The sequence below is a fragment of the Microbacterium sp. NPDC003461 genome (genome assembly GCF_053588335.1).
Genome location: NZ_JBSFPT010000001.1, coordinates 167,079 through 184,438, shown reverse-complemented (window position 1 = coordinate 184,438; position 17,360 = coordinate 167,079). Strand labels below are relative to the sequence as shown.

The following is a 17,360-nucleotide window of genomic DNA, read 5'->3' as shown; positions in this document are numbered from 1 at the left end:
ACCGGCGACCATGCGCAACGTAGCGTGGCGTGTGATCACCGGAAGGAGCGATGGATGCCCTCTACCCTGCTCGAATCCCGTCTGCCCGTCGCAGCCGCGCCCATGGCCGGAGGCCCGACGACCGTCGAACTGGCGATGGCCGTCAGCGATGCCGGCGGGTTCCCGTTCCTCGCGGGCGGCTACACGTCGCCGGCCGACCTCGGCGAGCAGCTCTCGCGCCTGCGCGCCCACGGCGGTCCGTTCGGCGTGAACCTGTTCGTGCCGTCCGCACAGGAGCCCGACCCGGCCGCCCTGGCCGCATACGCCGAGGCACTGCGTCCCGAGGCCGAGCGGTACGACCTCACCCTCGATGCCGCGCCGAGGACCGATGACGATTCCTGGGCCGAGAAGCTCGCCCTGCTCACCGAGGATCCGGTGCCCGTCGTGTCGCTGACGTTCGGCCTGCCCTCCGCCGACGACATCGCCGCGCTGCAGCGCGCCGGGTCTCGCGTGCTCGCGAGCGTCACGACGACGCAGGAGGCGCTGACCGCACGCGACGCCGGGGTCGACGGGTTGGTGGTGCAGGGGCCCGACGCCGGCGGCCACAGCGCGGTGCACCAGCCGGAGCGCATGCCGGGGCACGTGCCGACGGCCGAGGTCGTCGCGCACGTGCGGGCCGCCGTGCCGCTCCCGCTTGTCGCGGCCGGCGGCGTGGACGGCCCCGACGCCGTGCGCCGGCTGCGCGCCGCGGGCGCCGAGGCGGTGGCCGTGGGCACCCTGCTGCTGCGCACCGACGAGGCGGGCACGAATCCCGTGCACCGCGCGGCGCTTGCGGATCCCGCGTTCACCGAGACGGTGCTCACGAGGGCGTTCACGGGCCGGCCGGCGCGATCCCTGCGCACCCGGTTCACCGACGCCTACAGCGCGCTCGCCCCCGTCGCCTACCCCGCCGTGCACCGCCTCACGCGCGAGCTGCGGCAGGCGGCCGTCCGGGCCGGCGACCCCGACCTCGTGCACCTGTGGGCGGGCACGGGCTTCCGCGCGGCGCCCGAGGGCCCGGCCGGCGACGTCATCCGCCGGCTGGCCGAGGGCGCCTGAGCTCAGCGTCCGGCGACGGCCTCGCGGGCGCGGTGGGCGGCGTCGCGGGCGATCTGCGGCGAGAGGCCGACGTGCTTCGTCGGATCGAGCAGGTCGCGGATCTGCGGGGCGGAGAGGGCGCCGGCCACCCGCTCGTCGTCGATGAGCAGCTCCTCGAAGTCGTCCTCGTCGGTGCGGACCGCCTGCATGGCGATCTCGTAGACGATCCGGTGCGCCTCGTCGCGCCCGATCTCCTCGCCGAGGGCGAGCATGACGGCCTCAGAGCCGATCATGTTGCCGCTGAGCTCCAGGTTGCGGCGCATCCGCTCGGGGAACAGCTCGAGCCCGCGCAGCACGATCTTCAGCCGCGTGAGCATGTCGCCCATCGCGATGAGCGCGTTCGCCATGGTGGTCTCGAGCTTGGCCGTCGCGCCGCCGTCGGCCTCGTGCGGGTGGATCACCGCGCCCACGGCCTCGGGGGCCAGCGCGCGCACCTGCGCCGACAGGTCGAGCACGTCGGCGCACAGCTTGGGGTTGCGCTTGTGCGGCATGGTCGAGCTGCCCACCGACCCCTCGGGCACGGGCTCGGACACCTCGCCGAACTCCGTCTGCATGCCCGTCTCGATCTCGATCGCGACGCGGCCGGCCGAGGCCGCGACGAGCGCGAGATCGGAGATGTAGGCCGACTGCGGCGACAGCAGCGCCCGCGAGGGCACGGGCATGGGCTCGAGCCGCAGCTTCTCGGCCACGCGCTGCTGCACCTTCGGGCCGATGGACCCGAGCGACCCGAAGCTGCCGACGGCGCCGGCCATCATCACCCGCAGGCACGGCTGCACGCCCCGGCGGATGCGGTCGTGGCCGCGCAGGAAGTCGTCGATCCACGTGGCCACCTTGAGGCCGAACGTGATGGGCACGGCGTGCTGGCCGTGCGTGCGACCCGGCATGATCATGGTCGCCGAGCGCTCCGCGAGATCCGCCATCGCCTCCAGGCAGTCCAGCAGCAGCTGATCGATGATCCGATGCGCGCGCTTGATGAGGATCGCGTTGCCCGACTGCGTGATGTTCTGGCTCGTCGCGCCCCAGTGCACCCAGCCGCCCGCCGGCTCGCCGGCCACGCGCACGAGCTCCTCGATGAGCGGCACGAGCGGATGCCCCTGGATGCGCATGCCCTCGACGACGCGCGCGAGATCGAGGTTCTCCAGGCGCGCCACCTCGGTGATCCGCGCCGCCGCGTCGGCGGGGACGATGCCCAGCTCGGCCTCGGCCTGGGCCAGCGCGACCTCCACGTCGAGCCAGGCCTGCCAGATGCTCTCCTGCGTGTAGAGGGCGCGGATGCCGGCGTCGGGGACGCTGTAGTCCGTGAATCGACCGGCGTCGCCCGCAACCTCGGCGATCGACGGGATTCTGCTGCCCACCTTCGCCACCCTACTCCGCCCGCCGCGGCTCGCTTCCGGGACCCGTTGACATCCCCTTGGTTCCATGGTTCATTAGTCGAGTAACTAACCGACAAACCGACGGGAGACGCGGTGCCAGACGACGGCAAGCCCCTTTTCCTCCAGATCGCCGAGCGGGTGGAGGACGAGATCGTGGACGGCACCCTGCCCGAGGAGACGCAGGCGCCGTCGACGAACGAGCTCGCCGCGTTCCATCGCATCAACCCGGCCACGGCGGCGAAGGGAGTGAACATGCTCGTCGAGAAGGGCGTGCTGTACAAGCGCCGCGGCATCGGCATGTTCGTCGCCGAGGGCGCCCGCGAGCTGCTGCTCGCCGAGCGGCGTGCCGCCTTCGCCGACGCCTACGTGCTGCCGCTGCTCAACGAGGCCCGCCGCATCGGCCTCGCCCCCGACGACGTCCGCGCGCTCATCAGCGAGCACGCGAACCAGCCCACCCCCTGACACGGAAGGACCATGATGGACCCCGTCATCGAGGTGCAGAACCTCACCAAGCGCTACAAGGACAAGCTCGCGCTCGACGATGTGAGCTTCACCATCCAGCGCGATGCGATCTACGGCTTCCTCGGCCGCAACGGCGCCGGCAAGACCACGGCGATGTCGATCCTGACCGCGCAGAACTTCGCCACGAGCGGGTCCGTCAGGGTCTTCGGCGAGAACCCCTACGAGAACGCGCGCGTGCTCAACCGCATGTGCTTCGTGCGCGAGAGCCAGAAGTACCCGGACGAGGCGAACGCCAAGACGGCCTTCGCCTCCGCGCGGCTGTTCTTCCCGAACTGGGATCAGGGGCTGGCCGACGAGCTCATCGACGACTTCCAGCTGCCGCTGAAGACCATCACCAAGAAGCTCTCGCGCGGCCAGCTCTCGGCCGTGGGCGTGATCATCGGGCTCGCCTCGCGCGCCGAGATCACGTTCTTCGACGAGCCGTACCTCGGCCTCGACGCCGTGGCGCGCCAGATCTTCTACGACCGCCTGCTGCAGGACTACGCGGAGCACCCGCGCACGATCATCCTCTCGAGCCACCTCATCGACGAGATCTCCAACCTGATCGAGCGGGTGCTGGTGATCGACCGCGGCCGGATCCTCATGGACCAGTCGGTCGACGAGGCCCGCAGGCAGGCCACGAACATCGTGGGCGACGCCGAGCAGACGGAGCGCTTCGTGCGCGGCCGCGAGGTGCTGCACCGCGAGTCGCTGGGACGCGTCGCCTCGGTCACCTTCCTCGGGGAGCTCACGGATGCCGAGCGCCGGGAGGTCGCCGCGGCGGGCCTCGACTTCGCGCCCGTGCCGCTCCAGCAGCTGATCGTGCGCCTCACCCAGCATGAGGCTGCGAGCGCCACGGCCGGCATCGAACACACCAGCACCGAAGGAGCACTGCGATGACCACCGCCACCGCCCCCGCCCGCCGCAGCCTCGCGGGCCGCACCCTGAACGTCGTGCGCCTGCAGCTGATCAACGCCCAGTCGTTCGTGTGGGTGCCGCTGCTGATCCTCGGCGCCGCCATCGCGATCTCGCTGCTCATCTTCGGCATGGTGCCCGGCGGCGAGGTCAAGGTGGCCGGGGGCGCCAACGCACCTCTGTGGTACTTCCTCGCCATCGGCATCCAGGCGATGACCCTGAGCTTCCCCTTCTCCCAGGCGATGAGCATCACCCGGCGGGAGTTCTTCGTCGGAACGGTCATCGTCGGCGCGATCGGCGCGGCGATGATGGCCACGATCTTCCTGGCCCTGGCGGCCATCGAGGCCGCGACGAACGGGTACGGCCTGAACGGGCGCATCGCCTATCTGGAGTGGTTCTTCGAGCCCGGGTGGGCGTCCGCCTGGCTCACCTACTTCACCATCACGCTGCTGCTGTACGTCGTGGGCTTCTGGATCGGCACCATCTGGAAGCGCTTCGGAACCCTCGTGCTCACGAGCGTGCTCGTCGTGCTCGGCCTCGCCCTCGTGGTCGCGATCTTCGTGATCACGCGCACCGAGTCGTGGGAGCCCGTCATCACGTGGTTCGCCCAGACGGGTCCGCTCGTGCTGACGCTGTGGGGCCTGCTCCTCACGGCGGTGCTGTCGGTGGGCGCCTACGCCACGCTCCGCAAGGCGACGGTGTAGCCGGCACCTGCGGCGGCCGCGCCGTCGCGCACAGATCTCGCGCTTCCTCCCAGGGATTCGACCGGACCCTGGGAGGCGGTGCGAGATCTGTGCGATTGCGCGCGGCTCAGCCGGACTCGGCCTCGCGCTGCAGCGCCTCGCGCTCGGCCTCGGTCGGCTCGTAGCCCTGCACGTGCCGCTCGTCCGGGCCGTTGTACTCCGAGAGCGGGCGGATGAGGGCGTTGGAGGCCTGCTGCTCCATGATGTGCGCCGTCCACCCCGTCACGCGCGCCGCGATGAACAGCGGCGTGAAGGTGAGGGTGTCGAATCCCATGAGGCTGTAGGCCGGGCCCGACGGGTAGTCGAGGTTCGGGTAGATGCCCTTGCGCTCGACGAACTCGCGCTCGAGCGTGCGGTAGAGCTCGAGCACGTCGGGCCGGTCGTAGTGCGCGGCCAGGCTCTCGAGTGCCACCTGCATCGTGGGCACGCGCGAGTCGCCGCGCTTGTACACCCGGTGCCCGAAGCCCATGATCTTGCGCTTCTCGGCGAGCGCCTTCTCGAGCCACGGCACGACGTTCTCGGCCGATCCGATCTCGTCGAAGATGTGCAGCACCGCCTCGTTCGCGCCGCCGTGCAGGGGGCCCTTCAGCGCCCCGATCGCCCCCACGACGGCCGAGTACAGGTCGCTCAGCGTCGAGGTGATGACGCGAGCGGTGAAGGTCGAGGCGTTGAACGAGTGCTCGGCGTACAGGATCATCGAGCGGTTGAAGGCGTCGACGACGACCGGATGCGCCTCCTCGCCGAACGTCATCCAGAGGAAGTTCGCGGCGTAGTCGAGGTCGTCGCGCGGCGCGATGAGCTCCTGCCCGCGGCGGCGGCGCTGGCCGTACGCGACGATGGCCGGCAGCGCGGCGAACAGCCTCACGCTGCGCGCCAGGTTCTCCTCGGGCGTGCCGAGCGCGTCCATCACCGACGCGGATCCCGCGGTGTCGCCCGCCCCGATCACGCTCACGGCCGTGCGCGCCTCGTCCATCGGGTGCGCCTCGAGCGGCAGCAGGTCGATCGCCGCGCGCACCTCCGGGGCGAGCGCGCGATGCCTGCGCTCCTCGGCGCGCAGCGCGGCCAGCTCGTCGCCCGTGGGCAGCTCGCCATGCCACAGCAGGTGCGCGACCGCCTCGAACGGCTGCGTCGCGGCCAGCTGCTGCACCGGATAGCCGCGGTACAGCAGGCTGTTCGTCTCCGGGTTGACCTTCGACACCGCGGTGGTGTCGACGACGACCCCGGCGAGGCCCTTCCTGATCTCGTCCGTCACGATCTCGCTCCCTTGCAGATCCGTCGGATCACCTGGTGATCTCGAAGTCGAAGATGCCCGAATCGAAGGTGTTGTAGCCCGCGTAGTCGAGCAGGTCGTACAGGTCGGCCCGGTGCTGCATCTCGCCGAGGCGAGACGTGAGCCGGCCCTCGTCGTTCAGGGTATCGAGCGCCCGCTCCGCCGCGCCCATCGCCATCCGCAGCAGCGAGACGGGCCAGATCACGATCCGCACGCCCGCGTCGCGCAGCTGGTCGACGCTGAACAGGTCGCTCTTGCCGAACTCGGTCATGTTGGCCAGGATCGGCACGTCCACGGCCTTCGCGACGGCCTCGAACTCGGCGAGGTCGGCCATCGCCTCGGGGAAGATCGCGTCCGCGCCCGCGTCGACGAGCTTCTTCGCGCGCTCCACGGCGGCGTCCAGGCCCTCGATCGCGCGGATGTCGGTGCGGGCCATGATCAGGAAGTTCGGGTCGCGCCGCGCGTCTGCGGCGGCCCGGATGCGCTGCAGCGCCGTGTGCTCGTCGACGACCTCCTTGCCGTCGAGGTGCCCGCAGCGCTTGGGGTTGACCTGGTCCTCGATGTGGCAGCCGGCCAGGCCCGCGTCCTCGAGCGTCTGCACGGTGCGGGCGACGTTCATCGGCTCGCCGAAGCCGGTGTCGGCATCGACGATCGCGGGCAGCTCGGTCATCCGCGCGATCTGCTGCGCGCGGCCGGCCACCTCGGTGAGCGTGGTGAGGCCGATGTCGGGCAGCCCGAGGTCGGCCGACAGCACCGCGCCCGAGATGTACACGCCGTCGAAGCCCTTGCGCTCGATCAGCCGGGCCGACAGCGGGTTGAACGCGCCGGGGAACCGCAGCAGCTCGCCCGAGTCCAGCCGCTCGCGGAACAGGCGCCGCTTCTCGTGCGCCGGTGTCTGGGCGTACAGCATCAGAACAGTCCCCTCGGGCTCGGCGCCTGCTCGAGCAGGCCGGGGCGCGCCACGATCGTGAGGCGCCGCACCTCGTCGGCCGTGAGCTCCGGCAGGCGCTGGGCGAGCTCGAGGAACCGGTCGATCTCGTCCTGCTCGAGCGCGGGCTCGGCCAGCAGGCGGAACTTGCGGATGTAGTCGGCACGGGCGAACGGCCGTGCGCCGAGCGGATGGGCGTCGGCCACGGCGATCTCGTCCGTGATCGTGGATCCGTCGGCGAGGCGGATCTCCACGCGCCCGCCGAACGCCTTCTCGTCCGGGTCCTCCGAGTGGTAGCGGCGCGTCCACTCGTCGTCGAGCGCCGTGGTCACCTTGCGCCACAGCTCGACGGTGTCGGGCCGCGCCGCGCGCTCGGGCGCGTACGAGTCGACGTGGTGCCAGCCGCCATCCTGCAGCGCCACCGTGAAGATGTACGGGATCGAGTGGTCCAGCGTCTCGCGCGACGCGGTCGGGTCGTACTTCTGCGGGTCGCCCGATCCCGATCCGATGACAACGTGCGTGTGGTGGCTCGTGTGCAGCACGATGCTCTCGACGTTGCGCGGGTCGCGGATCTCCGGCCGCTCGGCGCCGAGGCGACGGGCCAGATCGATCCACGCCTGCGCCTGGTACTCGGCCGAATGCTCCTTCGTGTACGAATCGAGGATCGCGCGCTTCGGCTCGCCGGGAGCGGGCAGCGGCACCTCGTAGCGGGCATCCGGACCGTCGAGCAGCCACGCGATCACGCCGTCCTCGCCCTCGTAGATCGGCGAGGGGCTCGTCTGACCGCGCATCGCCCGGTCGACGGCCTCGACCGCCATCTTGCCGGCGAACGCGGGGGCGTGCGCCTTCCACGTGCTGATCTCGCCCTTGCGGCTCTGGCGTGTGGCGGTGGTGGTGTGCAGCGCCTGCGACACGGCCTGGAAGACGACGGCCGGGTCGAGGCCGAGCATCGTCCCGATGCCCGCGGCGGCCGACGGGCCCAGGTGCGCGACGTGGTCGATCTTGTGCTTGTGCAGGCTGATGGCGCGCACGAGGTCCATCTGGATCTCGTATCCCGTGGCGATGCCGCGCAGCACCGCGCGGCCGTCCGATCCGGCGTGCTGGGCGACGGCGAGGATCGGCGGGATGTTGTCGCCCGGGTGCGAGTACTCGGCCGCGAGGAAGGTGTCGTGGTAGTCGAGCTCGCGCACCGCCACGCCGTTGGCCCACGCCGCCCACTCGGGGCTCGTGAGCCGGTCGAACGCGCAGCCGAACAGCGTCGATCCCGCCCCGCCGCGCGAGACGGGGTGATCCAGCGCCTGGGCGCGCGCCGCGTTGATGGGCCCGCGCGTGAGCGAGGCGGCGGCGACGGCGGCGTTGTCGATGACGCGGTTGACGATCATCTCCGCCACGTCGTCGTCCACCTCGACGGGGTCGGCGGCGACCTCGGCGATCTTCCACGCGAGCTGCTGCTCGCGGGGCAGCGGCTCGTCGCTGCGGTAGGTGCGGACGGGATGGATGACGGTCATGCTGCTCCTTGCTCGGCGGCGGGATCGGCGGGCGCGGTCACGGCCGCTCGTTCTCCTCGGCGCCCGCCGCGACGTGATGCCGGATCACCTCGGCCACGACGAACTTGAACCACTTCTCGGCGAACTCGGGGTCGAGGTGCGCCGCCTCGGCCAGCTCGCGCAGGCGGGACACCTGCCGCGCCTCGCGATCCGGATCGGAGGCCGGCATGTCGTGCTGCGCCTTCAGCTGCCCCACCTGCTGCGTGGCGCGGAAGCGCTCCGCGAGCAGATAGACCAGCGCCGCGTCGATGTTGTCGATGCTGGCGCGCAGGCGCAGCAGCGCTGCGTACGGGTCCTCGGGCGTGCTCATACCGCGAGCCTACCGAGCCGGATCAGAGCCGCTCGATGATCGTCGCGTTCGCCATGCCGCCGCCCTCGCACATCGTCTGGAGCCCGTAGCGGCCGCCCGTGTGCTCGAGGTGCGCGAGCATGGTGCCGAGCACGCGCGTGCCCGACGCCCCCACCGCGTGCCCGAGCGCGATCGCGCCGCCCCACGGGTTGAGTCGCTCCGGGTCGGCGCCGAGCTCGGCGGCCCACGCGAGCGGCACGGACGCGAAGGCCTCGTTCACCTCGTACACGTCGATGTCGTCGAGCCCCAGCCGCGCGCGCTCGAGCACGCGCCGCGTGGCCGGAATGGGCGCCGTGAGCATGAGCAGCGGATCGTCGCCGACCGCGCTGAAGGCGTGGAACCGGGCGCGCGGCCGCAGCCCCAGCCGCTCGGCGCGCTCCTCGCTCATGATGAGCACCGCGGAGGCCGCGTCGGTCAGCGGCGACGAGTTGCCCGCCGTGATGTCCCACGTCACCTCGGGGAAGCGCGCCTCCAGCTCGGGCGTGCGGAACGCCGGCGGCAGCGCCGCGAGGGCCTCGGCCGTGGTCGAGGGGCGGATGGTCTCGTCGCGGTCGAACGCGCCGGCCCCGACCGGCACGGGCACGACCTGCGAGTCGAAGAGCCCGGCCTCCCACGCCGCCGCCGCGCGGCGGTGCGACTCCGCGGCGTAGGCATCGAGCCGCTCGCGAGAAAGGTCCCACCTGCGCGCGACGAGCTCGGCCGAGACCCCCTGACCGACCAGGCCGTCCGGGTAGCGCCGCGCGATCCCCTCCGCCCGCACGGATCCCTCGGCCGAGGAGCCGAGCGGCACGCGGCTCATCGACTCGACGCCGGCGGCGATGACGACGTCGTACGCGCCGGCCATCACGCCCTGCGCCGCGAACGACACGGCCTGCTGGCTCGATCCGCACTGCCGGTCGATGGTCACGGCCGGCACCGACTCGTCGAACCCGGCGGCCAGCACCGCCTGCCGCGCGATGTTGGAGCCCTGATCGCGCAGCTGGCTGACGCAGCCCATGATCACGTCGTCCACCTGCGCCGACTCGAGCCCGCTGCGCTCGAGCAGCACGGCGAGCACGTGCGCCGCGAGGTCGACGGGATGCACCTCGGCGAGCGCGCCGCCCGGCTTGCCCTTGGCCGACGGGGTCCGTACCGCGTCCACGATCACCGCGTTCTGCATGTCCACTCCTTCTTGCGCCCGCGTCGCCCTCGACATCGGCGCGTCGATCCCTTCGAATGGTCACAGGACGCCGGTGCCCGCGTCCACCCCCGCAGCGACGCAGGAGGAATCATGGAGCTCACCCACACCGCCGCCCTCGTCACGGGCGGCGCCTCGGGACTCGGCGCCGCGACCGCCGAGCGCCTCGCGGACGCGGGGGCGCTCGTCGTCGCGCTCGACCTGCCCGAGGCGGTCGAGGGCCGCACGTGGGGCGACGCGATCCGGTACGTCGGCGGCGACGTGACTGACGCGGCTCAGGTGTCGGCGGCGCTCGACGCGCTGGGCGAGGGCGATCCGCCGCTGCGCGTCGTCGTGAACTGCGCGGGGATCGCGCCGGCCCGCAAGGTCCTCTCCTCGCGCGGCGCGCACGACCTCGAGCTGTTCCGCCGGGTCGTCGAGGTCAACCTCGTGGGCACGTTCAACGTGCTGCGCCTGGGCGCCGAGCGGATCGCGCGCGCCGAGCCGGACGGCGACGGCCAGCGCGGCGTGATCGTCAACACGGCCTCGGTCGCCGCGTTCGAGGGGCAGATCGGCCAGGCCGCGTACGCCGCGTCGAAGGGCGGCGTCGTGGGCCTCACGTTGCCGGCCGCCCGCGATCTGGCCGCGCACGGCATCCGGGTGAACACGATCGCGCCCGGCATCGTCGACACGCCCCTGCTCGCCTCGCTCGGGCCCGAGGTGGGCGCCTCGCTCGCCGAGGCGATCCCGTTCCCCCGCCGCCTCGCGCGGCCGGACGAGTTCGCCCGGCTCGTGCAGACGATCGTGGAGCACGACTACCTCAACGGCGAGACGATCCGCATGGACGGCGCCCTGCGCATGGGGCCGTCCTAGTCGGGGGGTCGGCGGCCGGGCGGATCAGCCGGCGGGCGGATCAGCGGCCGAGCGGGAGGATCCGCGTGGGCGTCGGGTAGTCCAGGCGGTGGCGCACGCGCCCGGGGAAGCCGGTGCGCTCGTCGAGCGGCAGCGAGACGATCTCGCTCGACCCCTGGCCCGCGACGAGCAGCGTGTCGCGCACGATCGCGTGGTGGCGGGGCGTGACGATGCCCGATTCGGCGAGGGCGACCGGCTCGAGGCGGTCGCCGTCCCCCGCCACACGCAGCACCGAGATCGTGTCGCTGCCGCGCAGGCCCGCGTACAGGAACGCCCCGTCGCGCGAGGGCGCGAGCTCGGCGGCCGTGTCGCCCTCGGCGGCTCCGGTCTGCGCGCCGGCGCGCAGCGCCCACCGGCCGTCGGCCCCGCGCGCGAGCACGAACACCTCGCACGAGAGCTCGGTCACCACGTAGAGGAAGCCGCTGGGGTGCAGCACCATGTGCCGCGGCCCCGTGCCGAACGGCAGCACGACCTCGTGATCCGGCACGAGGCCGGTCGCGCCCACGCGCCAGAACCGCACGAGGTCGTAGCCCAGATCGGTCGTCGCCACACGCCCGTCGGGCAGGAACAGCGCCGCGTGTGCGCGCGACGGCCGCGGCTCGGCCGGCGCGGGCGCACCGCCGCGCAGGGCGTCGGCGAGCGCGTCGCCGGGCTCGCCGACTCCCGCGTCGCCGCCCCGGCGCACCTGCTCCAGGAGTCCGCGCACCGCGGGGTCGTCGAACGGATCCGCCTTCCCGCCGAGCAGCGCCCGCAGTTCGGCGGCCGGATCCGATCCGTCGTCCGTGCCGGCCAGCATCGCCGCGATCCGCCCCGGGTCTGCCCCGCCGCCCACGAGCGCCCCGAGATCAACGGCCCCCGCCCAGTCGGGCAGGGCCGTGTCGTCGCCGAACCCGCCCTCGTTCGCCGAGCCCGCGCCCGATCCGATGCGGGCTCGCGGATCGGGCGCGGGTTCGGCGGAGTACGGGTCGTGGGCCTCCGGGGCGAGGGCGGGCTCGCCCAGGCGGCCGTCGGCGGCGAGGGGAATGTGCACGACGCGGCCGTCGCCCCAGCACGAGGCGATCAGGCGCGAGCCGTCGGGCGCCACGGCCACGTGACAGACGGCCTCGCCGGCGGCGACGGGCTCGCCCAGCGGGATGAGCGTCGCCTCGCCCGTGCGCCGGAACGCGGCGACCTGCTGCGCGCCCTCGAGCGCGGCGTACAGCACGGGCGCCGACGGGTGCGGCGCGAGCCACGTGGGCGACGGCGTCTCGACCGCATCGCCGCGATGCGCCAGCGGCCCGGATGCCAGCGGCGCGTCGGCCTCGCCCGCCGTCACGACGCCGATCCCGGCGCCGTCGCCGCCCATGTCCGATCCGCGCCCGCCGATGAAGAACCTCATGCGCCCATCCTGCCCCGCCGCAGCCGCGCCTTCGACACCTCCACAACCCTCGGTTGCTGAACGCAGGCGTGCAGCGCGCCGGAGAGGAAGCGACCAGCGCAACCCGGCCGGCGGGCTTGCGGTGGTCGCTTCCTCTCCGCGGCCAGCGGCCGCTCCGTTCAGCAACCGATGAGGCCCGCGGCCAGTGAGGCTCAGTCGACGAGGTCGTGGCGGACGATCACCTGGTCGCGCGAGGGGCCGACGCCGATGACCGAGATGCGCGTGCCGCTCATGCGCTCGAGTGCGAGCACGTAGTCCTGCGCCGTCTGCGGCAGGTCCTCGAACGTGCGGCAGCCCGAGATGTCCTCGCTCCAGCCCGGGAAGTGCTCGAGGATCGGCTGGGCGTGGTGGAAGTCGGTCTGGTTCACCGGCACCTCGTCGAAGCGGCGCCCCTCCACGTCGTACGCCACGCACACGGGGATCTGCTCGAGGCCCGTGAGCACGTCGAGCTTGGTGAGCACGAGGTCGGTGATGCCGTTGATCCGGGTCGCGTAGCGCGTGATGGGCGCGTCGTACCAGCCGACGCGGCGCGGGCGGCCCGTCGTCGTGCCGAACTCGAAGCCCTTCGCCCGCAGCCAGTCGCCCTGCTCGTCGAACAGCTCGGTCGGGAACGGCCCGGAGCCGACGCGCGTCGTGTAGGCCTTGACGATGCCGACGATCCGGTCGAGGCGGTTCGGGCCGACGCCCGATCCCGTGGACGCGCCACCCGCCGTCGCCGACGACGACGTGACGTACGGGTAGGTGCCGTGGTCGACGTCGAGCATGGTGGCCTGGCCGCCCTCGAACACGACGACCTCGCCGCGCTTCAGGGCCTCGTCGAGCAGGTAGCCGGTGTCGGCCACGAGCGGCGCGAGGCGGTCGGCGTACGAGAGGAGGTCGTCGACGATCTCCTCGACCGTGATGGCGCGGCGGTTGAACACCTTCACGAGCAGGTGGTTCTTCTGGTCGAGCGCGCCCTCCACCTTCTGGCGCAGGATCGACTCGTCGAACAGGTCCTGCACGCGGATGCCCACGCGGCTGATCTTGTCGGCGTACGCGGGACCGATGCCGCGGCCCGTCGTGCCGATCTGCTTCTTGCCGAGGAAGCGCTCGGTCACCTTGTCGAGCGTGCGGTGGTAGTGCGTGATGAGGTGCGCGTTCGCGCTCACGCGCAGCTTCGACACGTCCACGCCGCGCGCCGAGAGCGCGTCCAGCTCGGCGAAGAGCACCTCGGGGTCGATCACGACGCCGTTGCCGATGACGGCGTTGACGCCGGGCGACAGGATGCCGGAGGGCAGCAGGTGCAGCGCGTACTTCTCGTCGCCGACCACCACCGTGTGGCCGGCGTTGTTGCCGCCGTTGAACTTCACGACCCAGTCGGTGCGGTCGCCGAGCAGGTCGGTGGCCTTGCCCTTGCCTTCGTCGCCCCACTGGACGCCCACGATGACGATGCCTGGCACGGGTTCCCCCCTCTGATCGGGTGCGCTACCCGTCGATCCTATCGAGCGCCCCGACGACGCCCTCGCGCGCGTCAGGCGGCGGGCGTGGCGGACGCCTCGATCTCGCGGAGAACGTCCACGACAATCCGCTGGTGTTCCTCGTCAGGGAAGACGACGTCGATGCGCGTGGACTCGCGATCCGTGTAGGGGCTGTCGAAGAGGCGCCTCGGGTCCATCTCGCCTCGGCTGGTGAGCTCGTCCACGACCATTCGCAGGAACTCCATCTGACCCGACGTCAGGCCACCGAACGCAAGCCGAGCGGCGAACGCGGCCTCAGCCGCCGAGCGGTCGAGGCCGACCAGCGACCGGACGAAGATGCCGAGTCCTCGGTCGCCCGTCACCCTCGCGAGCGCCTCCGGGGTGCCCTCGCCCTGCTCGATCAGGATCCGCTCGAGCTCGGTGAGGTCCGTATCGGTCAGCGGCAGGTTGCGACGCAGTCTCTGGATGGCGAGGTGATCGCGGTGCGCGCGGATGTACGCCGTGACCTTCTCGCGGAAGCGCGCCTGGTCGACCCCTACGGCGACGATCGGGAGGTCCACGCCGCGCCCCTCGCCCAGGTCGTCAGCCCAGTCCACGACCACGACCTTGCGCTTCTTCCTGTCGAGGAACTGGACGAGGCCTCGGATCGCGCGTCGCGCGTGCTCGAGCATCGCCAGCGTGACGCCCTCCCACCACTCGTCGCTCGTGAGCGCCTCGAGAAGCTCTGCCTGGTCCGCGACCTGAGGGACCGCGAGCTTCTCGAGCAGCAGCCTCGCCACCTGCTGCACGTTGTCGCGCATGCGACGCGCGGTCGCCTCGTCCCCCTCGAGTTGCGCTAGCTCACGGCGCAGCAGGAGCAGGTCGAACCTCTTCGCCTGCTCGTCGTCGTCGGCCACTGCCGTCGGCATGCCGCCCAGCGCGGCGGCGACGTCTCCCGCCTCGGCCGCGCCGATCGGTGCCTGCCACGCCGCGATGTCCCGGTATCGCTCGATGAGCTCCCGGTGCGGGCGCGCGACGAACGACTCGGCGGGAATCCCGGCGACGAACTCGCTCAGCCACGCGGCGGCAGAGGCGCGGGCCTCCGCGTCGTCCGTACCCGGGGCGATCCTGCTGACGAGCGCCGCGCGCGTCGCGAAGAGTCGGCTGCCCAGCGATGCCGGCACGGAAGCAGCGCGATCGGCGGGCTCCATCCGGAAGAAGTCGAGGTTGCCGCAGAAGTCGAAGACCCGGAAGCCCGACTTGTCGTCGGTCGAGGAGTCGCCCGTGTCGCCGAACACCCCCGGTGCCAGCCGCGTTCCGCGCCCGATCATCTGCCAGAACTTGGTCTTCGAGTGCACCTCCTTGAACAGCACCAGATTGAGCACCTCGGGCACGTCGATGCCGGTGTCGAGCATGTCGACGCTGATCGCGATGTGCGGGGCCTTTGCCGGCTGTGAGAAGTCGTCGATGAGGCTCTGCGCGTACGCGGAGGCGTGGGTGATCACCTGGGCGAAGTCCCCACCGAGGTGGGGGTACTGCGCATCGAACCGCTCCTTGATGAAGTCCGCGTGGCGCTGGTTCTTCGCGAAGACGATCGTCTTGCCGAGCCTGTCGCCTCCCGCCACCCGGTGGCCGTGGGTCATGAGCTCGGCAAGCGCCTTGTCGACGGTGTCGGCGTTGAAGAGTGTGCGGAAGACCCGGACCGCCTCGACCTCGGTCGGCGGATCGTCGTGGTCACCCTCCTCGTCCCAATCCAGGGTGTCCCACTCCTCCTGCTCCTCCTCAGACAGGTCGTCGTAGCGCACGCCACGGCGGTGGAAGCCGAGGTCATATGAGTAGCCCTCCGGCCCGACGAGGTAACCGTCCGCGATCGCCTCATCGAGCGGGTACGAGTCTGTCGGCACGCCGGGCTCGAGGCCGAACAGCCGGTACGTGCTCCGCGCGATGTCGTCCACGGGCGTGGCGGTCAGACCGAGCAGCAGCCCATCGAACCAGTCGAACAGCGCGCCGTACTTCTGGTACACCGAGCGATGCGCCTCGTCGATGACGATGAGATCGAAGAATCCGGGCCCGAATCGCCGTTCGCCGCGCGGGCCGCGGTCGCCGTCGATGAGATTCATCATCGTCGGGTAGGTGGAGAGGTAGACGCGACCCTCGGTGACCTTGTCAGACGTGAGATTCACGGTGGCGACGTCGGGAAGGTGCTCGGAGAACGCCCGGCCGGCCTGACTGACGAGCGCGGTTCGGTCGGCGAGGAACAGCACGCGCTTGACCCAGCCCTGCGTCATGAGCTGCTTGACGAGCGCGACCGTGGTGCGGGTCTTCCCGGTGCCGGTCGCCATGACCAGCAGTGCCCTGCGCTGGAGCGCATCGAAGTGCTCCCCCACCTTCGCGATCGCGCGGAGCTGGTACGGACGCCCAGCGATGGCCGTGTCGACGGGAGCAGCCGTGAGTGGCTGACGGAGCGCGCGGCGCTGAACCATCAGCTCCAGCTCGTCCCGCGTGTAGAAGCCGGCGACGGTGCGCGGCGGGTAGCCGGCGGCGTCGTCCCAGATCTGGTGCCGATCGCCGTTGGACAGGAAGATGACGGGCCGCTGCCCCGTGACCGCCTCCAGCCGGTCCGCGTACAGCTTCGCCTGCGGGCCACCGGCAGCCGGATCCTTGATCGTGCGCTTCGCCTCGACGAGCGCGAGCGGGAGTCCATCGGCGCCCCACAGCACGTAGTCGACGTACCCGATGCCCGACTCGTTGACGCCGGGGATGACCGGCATGCCCTCGACCCTGTACTCGCGGTCTCGGGGCTGATCGAGCGGCCACCCCGCCTCGTGGAGGAGGAGGTCGATGAGCTGACGACGAGTGTCGTCCTCGCGATAGTCGTGAGTGTCCGCAGTCATGTCCGCCGCCTGCGCCGCCGCGATCTGCTGCCGCAGCCGCGCGATCTCGGCGTCGCGCTCGGCGAGAGTGGCATCGCGCTCCGCGAGTGCCCGCTCGGCGGCCTCCTGATCCGCCTTGATCCGCCTCGCGAGCGCGACCTGCTGCTCGGCCGTGAGAGGCGCGCGTCGCTTCACGATCTCGACATCGAACTGCGACCCAAGTGGCGCGGCATCGGGGAACGTCGAGTAGTGCTTGACGGTCCAGACGACGACGTCGAAGAGGTGCCGCAGCAGCTCGAGCGCCTCGCGCCCGGAGAGCTTTCGCTTCTCGTGGACGGCGTCGTTGCCGACCCGGCGGATGATGTTCATCTTCCCGTTCACGACGGACGTGCGCAGCTTGAACTGGTTGTCGTTCATCCGCGCGTTGAGGTCACTGCGGTACGGTTCGGGCAGACCGAAGACCTCGACGAAGAGGTACTCGACGAGTGCCTCTATCGCGCTGCGCGCGTACTTGCCCGCCGCTTGCGGGTCCGTGACGACGTAGGACTCCGCGCGCTGACACACCTCATACAGCTCCGGCCACTCGTCGCGGATGAACCCGAAGTTGCTCACCGATCCCCCGATCACACAGAAATCAGGATCAGCGTATCGGCGCCGTGCGACATCGCGTGTGGTCGGCAGATCCGGCCCGTGACGGGAATGTCGGCGGTCGGTGAGAGGTTGTTCATTGCAGGTGACCGGGAAGGACGTCCAGGGGATGTGTTCCTCGCGGATAACCGGTTACCACACCTGCCGGTATCGGCTACGCTGACACGTACACCCCC

General features: G+C 71.5%; 14 protein-coding genes. 5 read left to right on the top strand and 9 right to left on the bottom strand.

Features of this window, described 5'->3' with window-relative positions; translation table 11 throughout:
- The first annotated feature begins 54 nt into the window (after nucleotides 1–54).
- The gene (locus tag ACWDR7_RS00855) at nucleotides 55–1,077 is read left to right on the top strand and encodes an NAD(P)H-dependent flavin oxidoreductase (RefSeq protein ID WP_449853051.1); all 1,023 of its coding nucleotides are present in this window, start codon (nucleotides 55–57) and stop codon (nucleotides 1,075–1,077) included.
- Nucleotides 1,078–1,079: 2 nt separating this feature from the next.
- On the opposite strand, the gene ACWDR7_RS00850 is transcribed toward ACWDR7_RS00855, so the two are convergent.
- Nucleotides 1,080–2,471: a lyase family protein gene (locus ACWDR7_RS00850; RefSeq protein ID WP_449853050.1), complete on the bottom strand. Its 1,392-nt coding sequence runs from the start codon at nucleotides 2,469–2,471 to the stop codon at nucleotides 1,080–1,082.
- 111 nt (nucleotides 2,472–2,582) lie between these two features.
- Between ACWDR7_RS00850 and ACWDR7_RS00845 the strand changes: the two genes are divergently transcribed.
- Genes ACWDR7_RS00845 through ACWDR7_RS00835 form a run of 3 tightly spaced genes read left to right on the top strand, consistent with a single transcriptional unit; the run spans nucleotide 2,583 to nucleotide 4,609 of the window.
- Nucleotides 2,583–2,951 carry a GntR family transcriptional regulator gene (locus ACWDR7_RS00845; RefSeq protein ID WP_449853049.1) on the top strand — a complete coding sequence of 123 codons (369 nt, stop codon included), beginning with the start codon at nucleotides 2,583–2,585 and terminating at the stop codon, nucleotides 2,949–2,951.
- Nucleotides 2,952–2,966: 15 nt separating this feature from the next.
- Nucleotides 2,967–3,890, top strand: a complete 924-nt coding sequence (locus ACWDR7_RS00840; protein ID WP_449853125.1) for an ABC transporter ATP-binding protein — start codon at nucleotides 2,967–2,969, stop codon at nucleotides 3,888–3,890.
- Nucleotides 3,887–4,609 carry a hypothetical protein gene (locus tag ACWDR7_RS00835; RefSeq protein ID WP_449853048.1) on the top strand — a complete coding sequence of 241 codons (723 nt, stop codon included), beginning with the start codon at nucleotides 3,887–3,889 and terminating at the stop codon, nucleotides 4,607–4,609. Before ACWDR7_RS00840 ends, ACWDR7_RS00835 begins: the two co-directional genes overlap by 4 nt.
- A 106-nt stretch (nucleotides 4,610–4,715) precedes the next feature.
- On the opposite strand, the gene ACWDR7_RS00830 is transcribed toward ACWDR7_RS00835, so the two are convergent.
- From ACWDR7_RS00830 to ACWDR7_RS00810, 5 genes are read right to left on the bottom strand one after another with little or no spacing between them, the layout of a single operon-like run.
- Complete coding sequence (locus tag ACWDR7_RS00830) at nucleotides 4,716–5,900, bottom strand: bifunctional 2-methylcitrate synthase/citrate synthase (RefSeq protein WP_449853047.1); 1,185 nt, start codon at nucleotides 5,898–5,900, stop codon at nucleotides 4,716–4,718.
- Nucleotides 5,901–5,928: 28 nt separating this feature from the next.
- On the bottom strand, nucleotides 5,929–6,828 hold the full coding sequence (gene prpB, locus ACWDR7_RS00825; RefSeq protein WP_449853046.1) for a methylisocitrate lyase: 900 nt from the start codon (nucleotides 6,826–6,828) through the stop codon (nucleotides 5,929–5,931).
- Nucleotides 6,828–8,354 carry an MmgE/PrpD family protein gene (locus ACWDR7_RS00820; RefSeq protein WP_449853045.1) on the bottom strand — a complete coding sequence of 509 codons (1,527 nt, stop codon included), beginning with the start codon at nucleotides 8,352–8,354 and terminating at the stop codon, nucleotides 6,828–6,830. The genes prpB and ACWDR7_RS00820 overlap by 1 nt, the downstream gene beginning before the upstream one ends.
- A 37-nt stretch (nucleotides 8,355–8,391) precedes the next feature.
- Nucleotides 8,392–8,703, bottom strand: coding sequence for a chorismate mutase (locus ACWDR7_RS00815; RefSeq protein WP_449853044.1), 312 nt, complete (start codon nucleotides 8,701–8,703; stop codon nucleotides 8,392–8,394).
- A gap of 22 nt (nucleotides 8,704–8,725) precedes the next feature.
- Nucleotides 8,726–9,901, bottom strand: a complete 1,176-nt coding sequence (locus tag ACWDR7_RS00810) for a thiolase family protein (RefSeq protein WP_449853043.1) — start codon at nucleotides 9,899–9,901, stop codon at nucleotides 8,726–8,728.
- Nucleotides 9,902–10,012: 111 nt separating this feature from the next.
- Here ACWDR7_RS00810 and ACWDR7_RS00805 point away from each other — a divergent pair, with 111 nt between their 5' ends.
- Nucleotides 10,013–10,771, top strand: a complete 759-nt coding sequence (locus ACWDR7_RS00805) for an SDR family NAD(P)-dependent oxidoreductase (protein ID WP_449853042.1) — start codon at nucleotides 10,013–10,015, stop codon at nucleotides 10,769–10,771.
- A gap of 40 nt (nucleotides 10,772–10,811) precedes the next feature.
- Here the strand turns inward: ACWDR7_RS00805 and ACWDR7_RS00800 are convergent, their stop codons facing one another.
- The 3 genes from ACWDR7_RS00800 to ACWDR7_RS00790 all read right to left on the bottom strand — a co-directional run bounded on the left by ACWDR7_RS00800 (nucleotide 10,812) and on the right by ACWDR7_RS00790 (nucleotide 17,148).
- Nucleotides 10,812–12,188, bottom strand: coding sequence for a lactonase family protein (locus ACWDR7_RS00800; RefSeq protein ID WP_449853041.1), 1,377 nt, complete (start codon nucleotides 12,186–12,188; stop codon nucleotides 10,812–10,814).
- Nucleotides 12,189–12,379: 191 nt separating this feature from the next.
- Nucleotides 12,380–13,666 carry an adenylosuccinate synthase gene (locus ACWDR7_RS00795; RefSeq protein ID WP_449853040.1) on the bottom strand — a complete coding sequence of 429 codons (1,287 nt, stop codon included), beginning with the start codon at nucleotides 13,664–13,666 and terminating at the stop codon, nucleotides 12,380–12,382.
- Between the two features lie 71 nt (nucleotides 13,667–13,737).
- On the bottom strand, nucleotides 13,738–17,148 hold the full coding sequence (locus tag ACWDR7_RS00790) for a DEAD/DEAH box helicase family protein (RefSeq protein WP_449853039.1): 3,411 nt from the start codon (nucleotides 17,146–17,148) through the stop codon (nucleotides 13,738–13,740).
- Between the last annotated feature and the right edge of the window lie 212 nt (nucleotides 17,149–17,360).

What these genes read in the sequence shown, in the direction of transcription:
- ACWDR7_RS00855 (WP_449853051.1), top strand. Translation starts at nt 55, where the DNA reads ATGCCCTCTACCCTGCTCGAATCCCGTCTGCCCGTCGCAGCCGCGCCC.
- ACWDR7_RS00840 (WP_449853125.1), top strand. Translation starts at nt 2,967, where the DNA reads ATGGACCCCGTCATCGAGGTGCAGAACCTCACCAAGCGCTACAAGGAC.
- ACWDR7_RS00835 (WP_449853048.1), top strand. Translation starts at nt 3,887, where the DNA reads ATGACCACCGCCACCGCCCCCGCCCGCCGCAGCCTCGCGGGCCGCACC.
- prpB (WP_449853046.1), bottom strand. Translation starts at nt 6,828, where the DNA reads ATGCTGTACGCCCAGACACCGGCGCACGAGAAGCGGCGCCTGTTCCGC.
- ACWDR7_RS00820 (WP_449853045.1), bottom strand. Translation starts at nt 8,354, where the DNA reads ATGACCGTCATCCATCCCGTCCGCACCTACCGCAGCGACGAGCCGCTG.
- ACWDR7_RS00815 (WP_449853044.1), bottom strand. Translation starts at nt 8,703, where the DNA reads ATGAGCACGCCCGAGGACCCGTACGCAGCGCTGCTGCGCCTGCGCGCC.
- ACWDR7_RS00810 (WP_449853043.1), bottom strand. Translation starts at nt 9,901, where the DNA reads ATGCAGAACGCGGTGATCGTGGACGCGGTACGGACCCCGTCGGCCAAG.
- ACWDR7_RS00805 (WP_449853042.1), top strand. Translation starts at nt 10,013, where the DNA reads ATGGAGCTCACCCACACCGCCGCCCTCGTCACGGGCGGCGCCTCGGGA.
- ACWDR7_RS00800 (WP_449853041.1), bottom strand. Translation starts at nt 12,188, where the DNA reads ATGAGGTTCTTCATCGGCGGGCGCGGATCGGACATGGGCGGCGACGGC.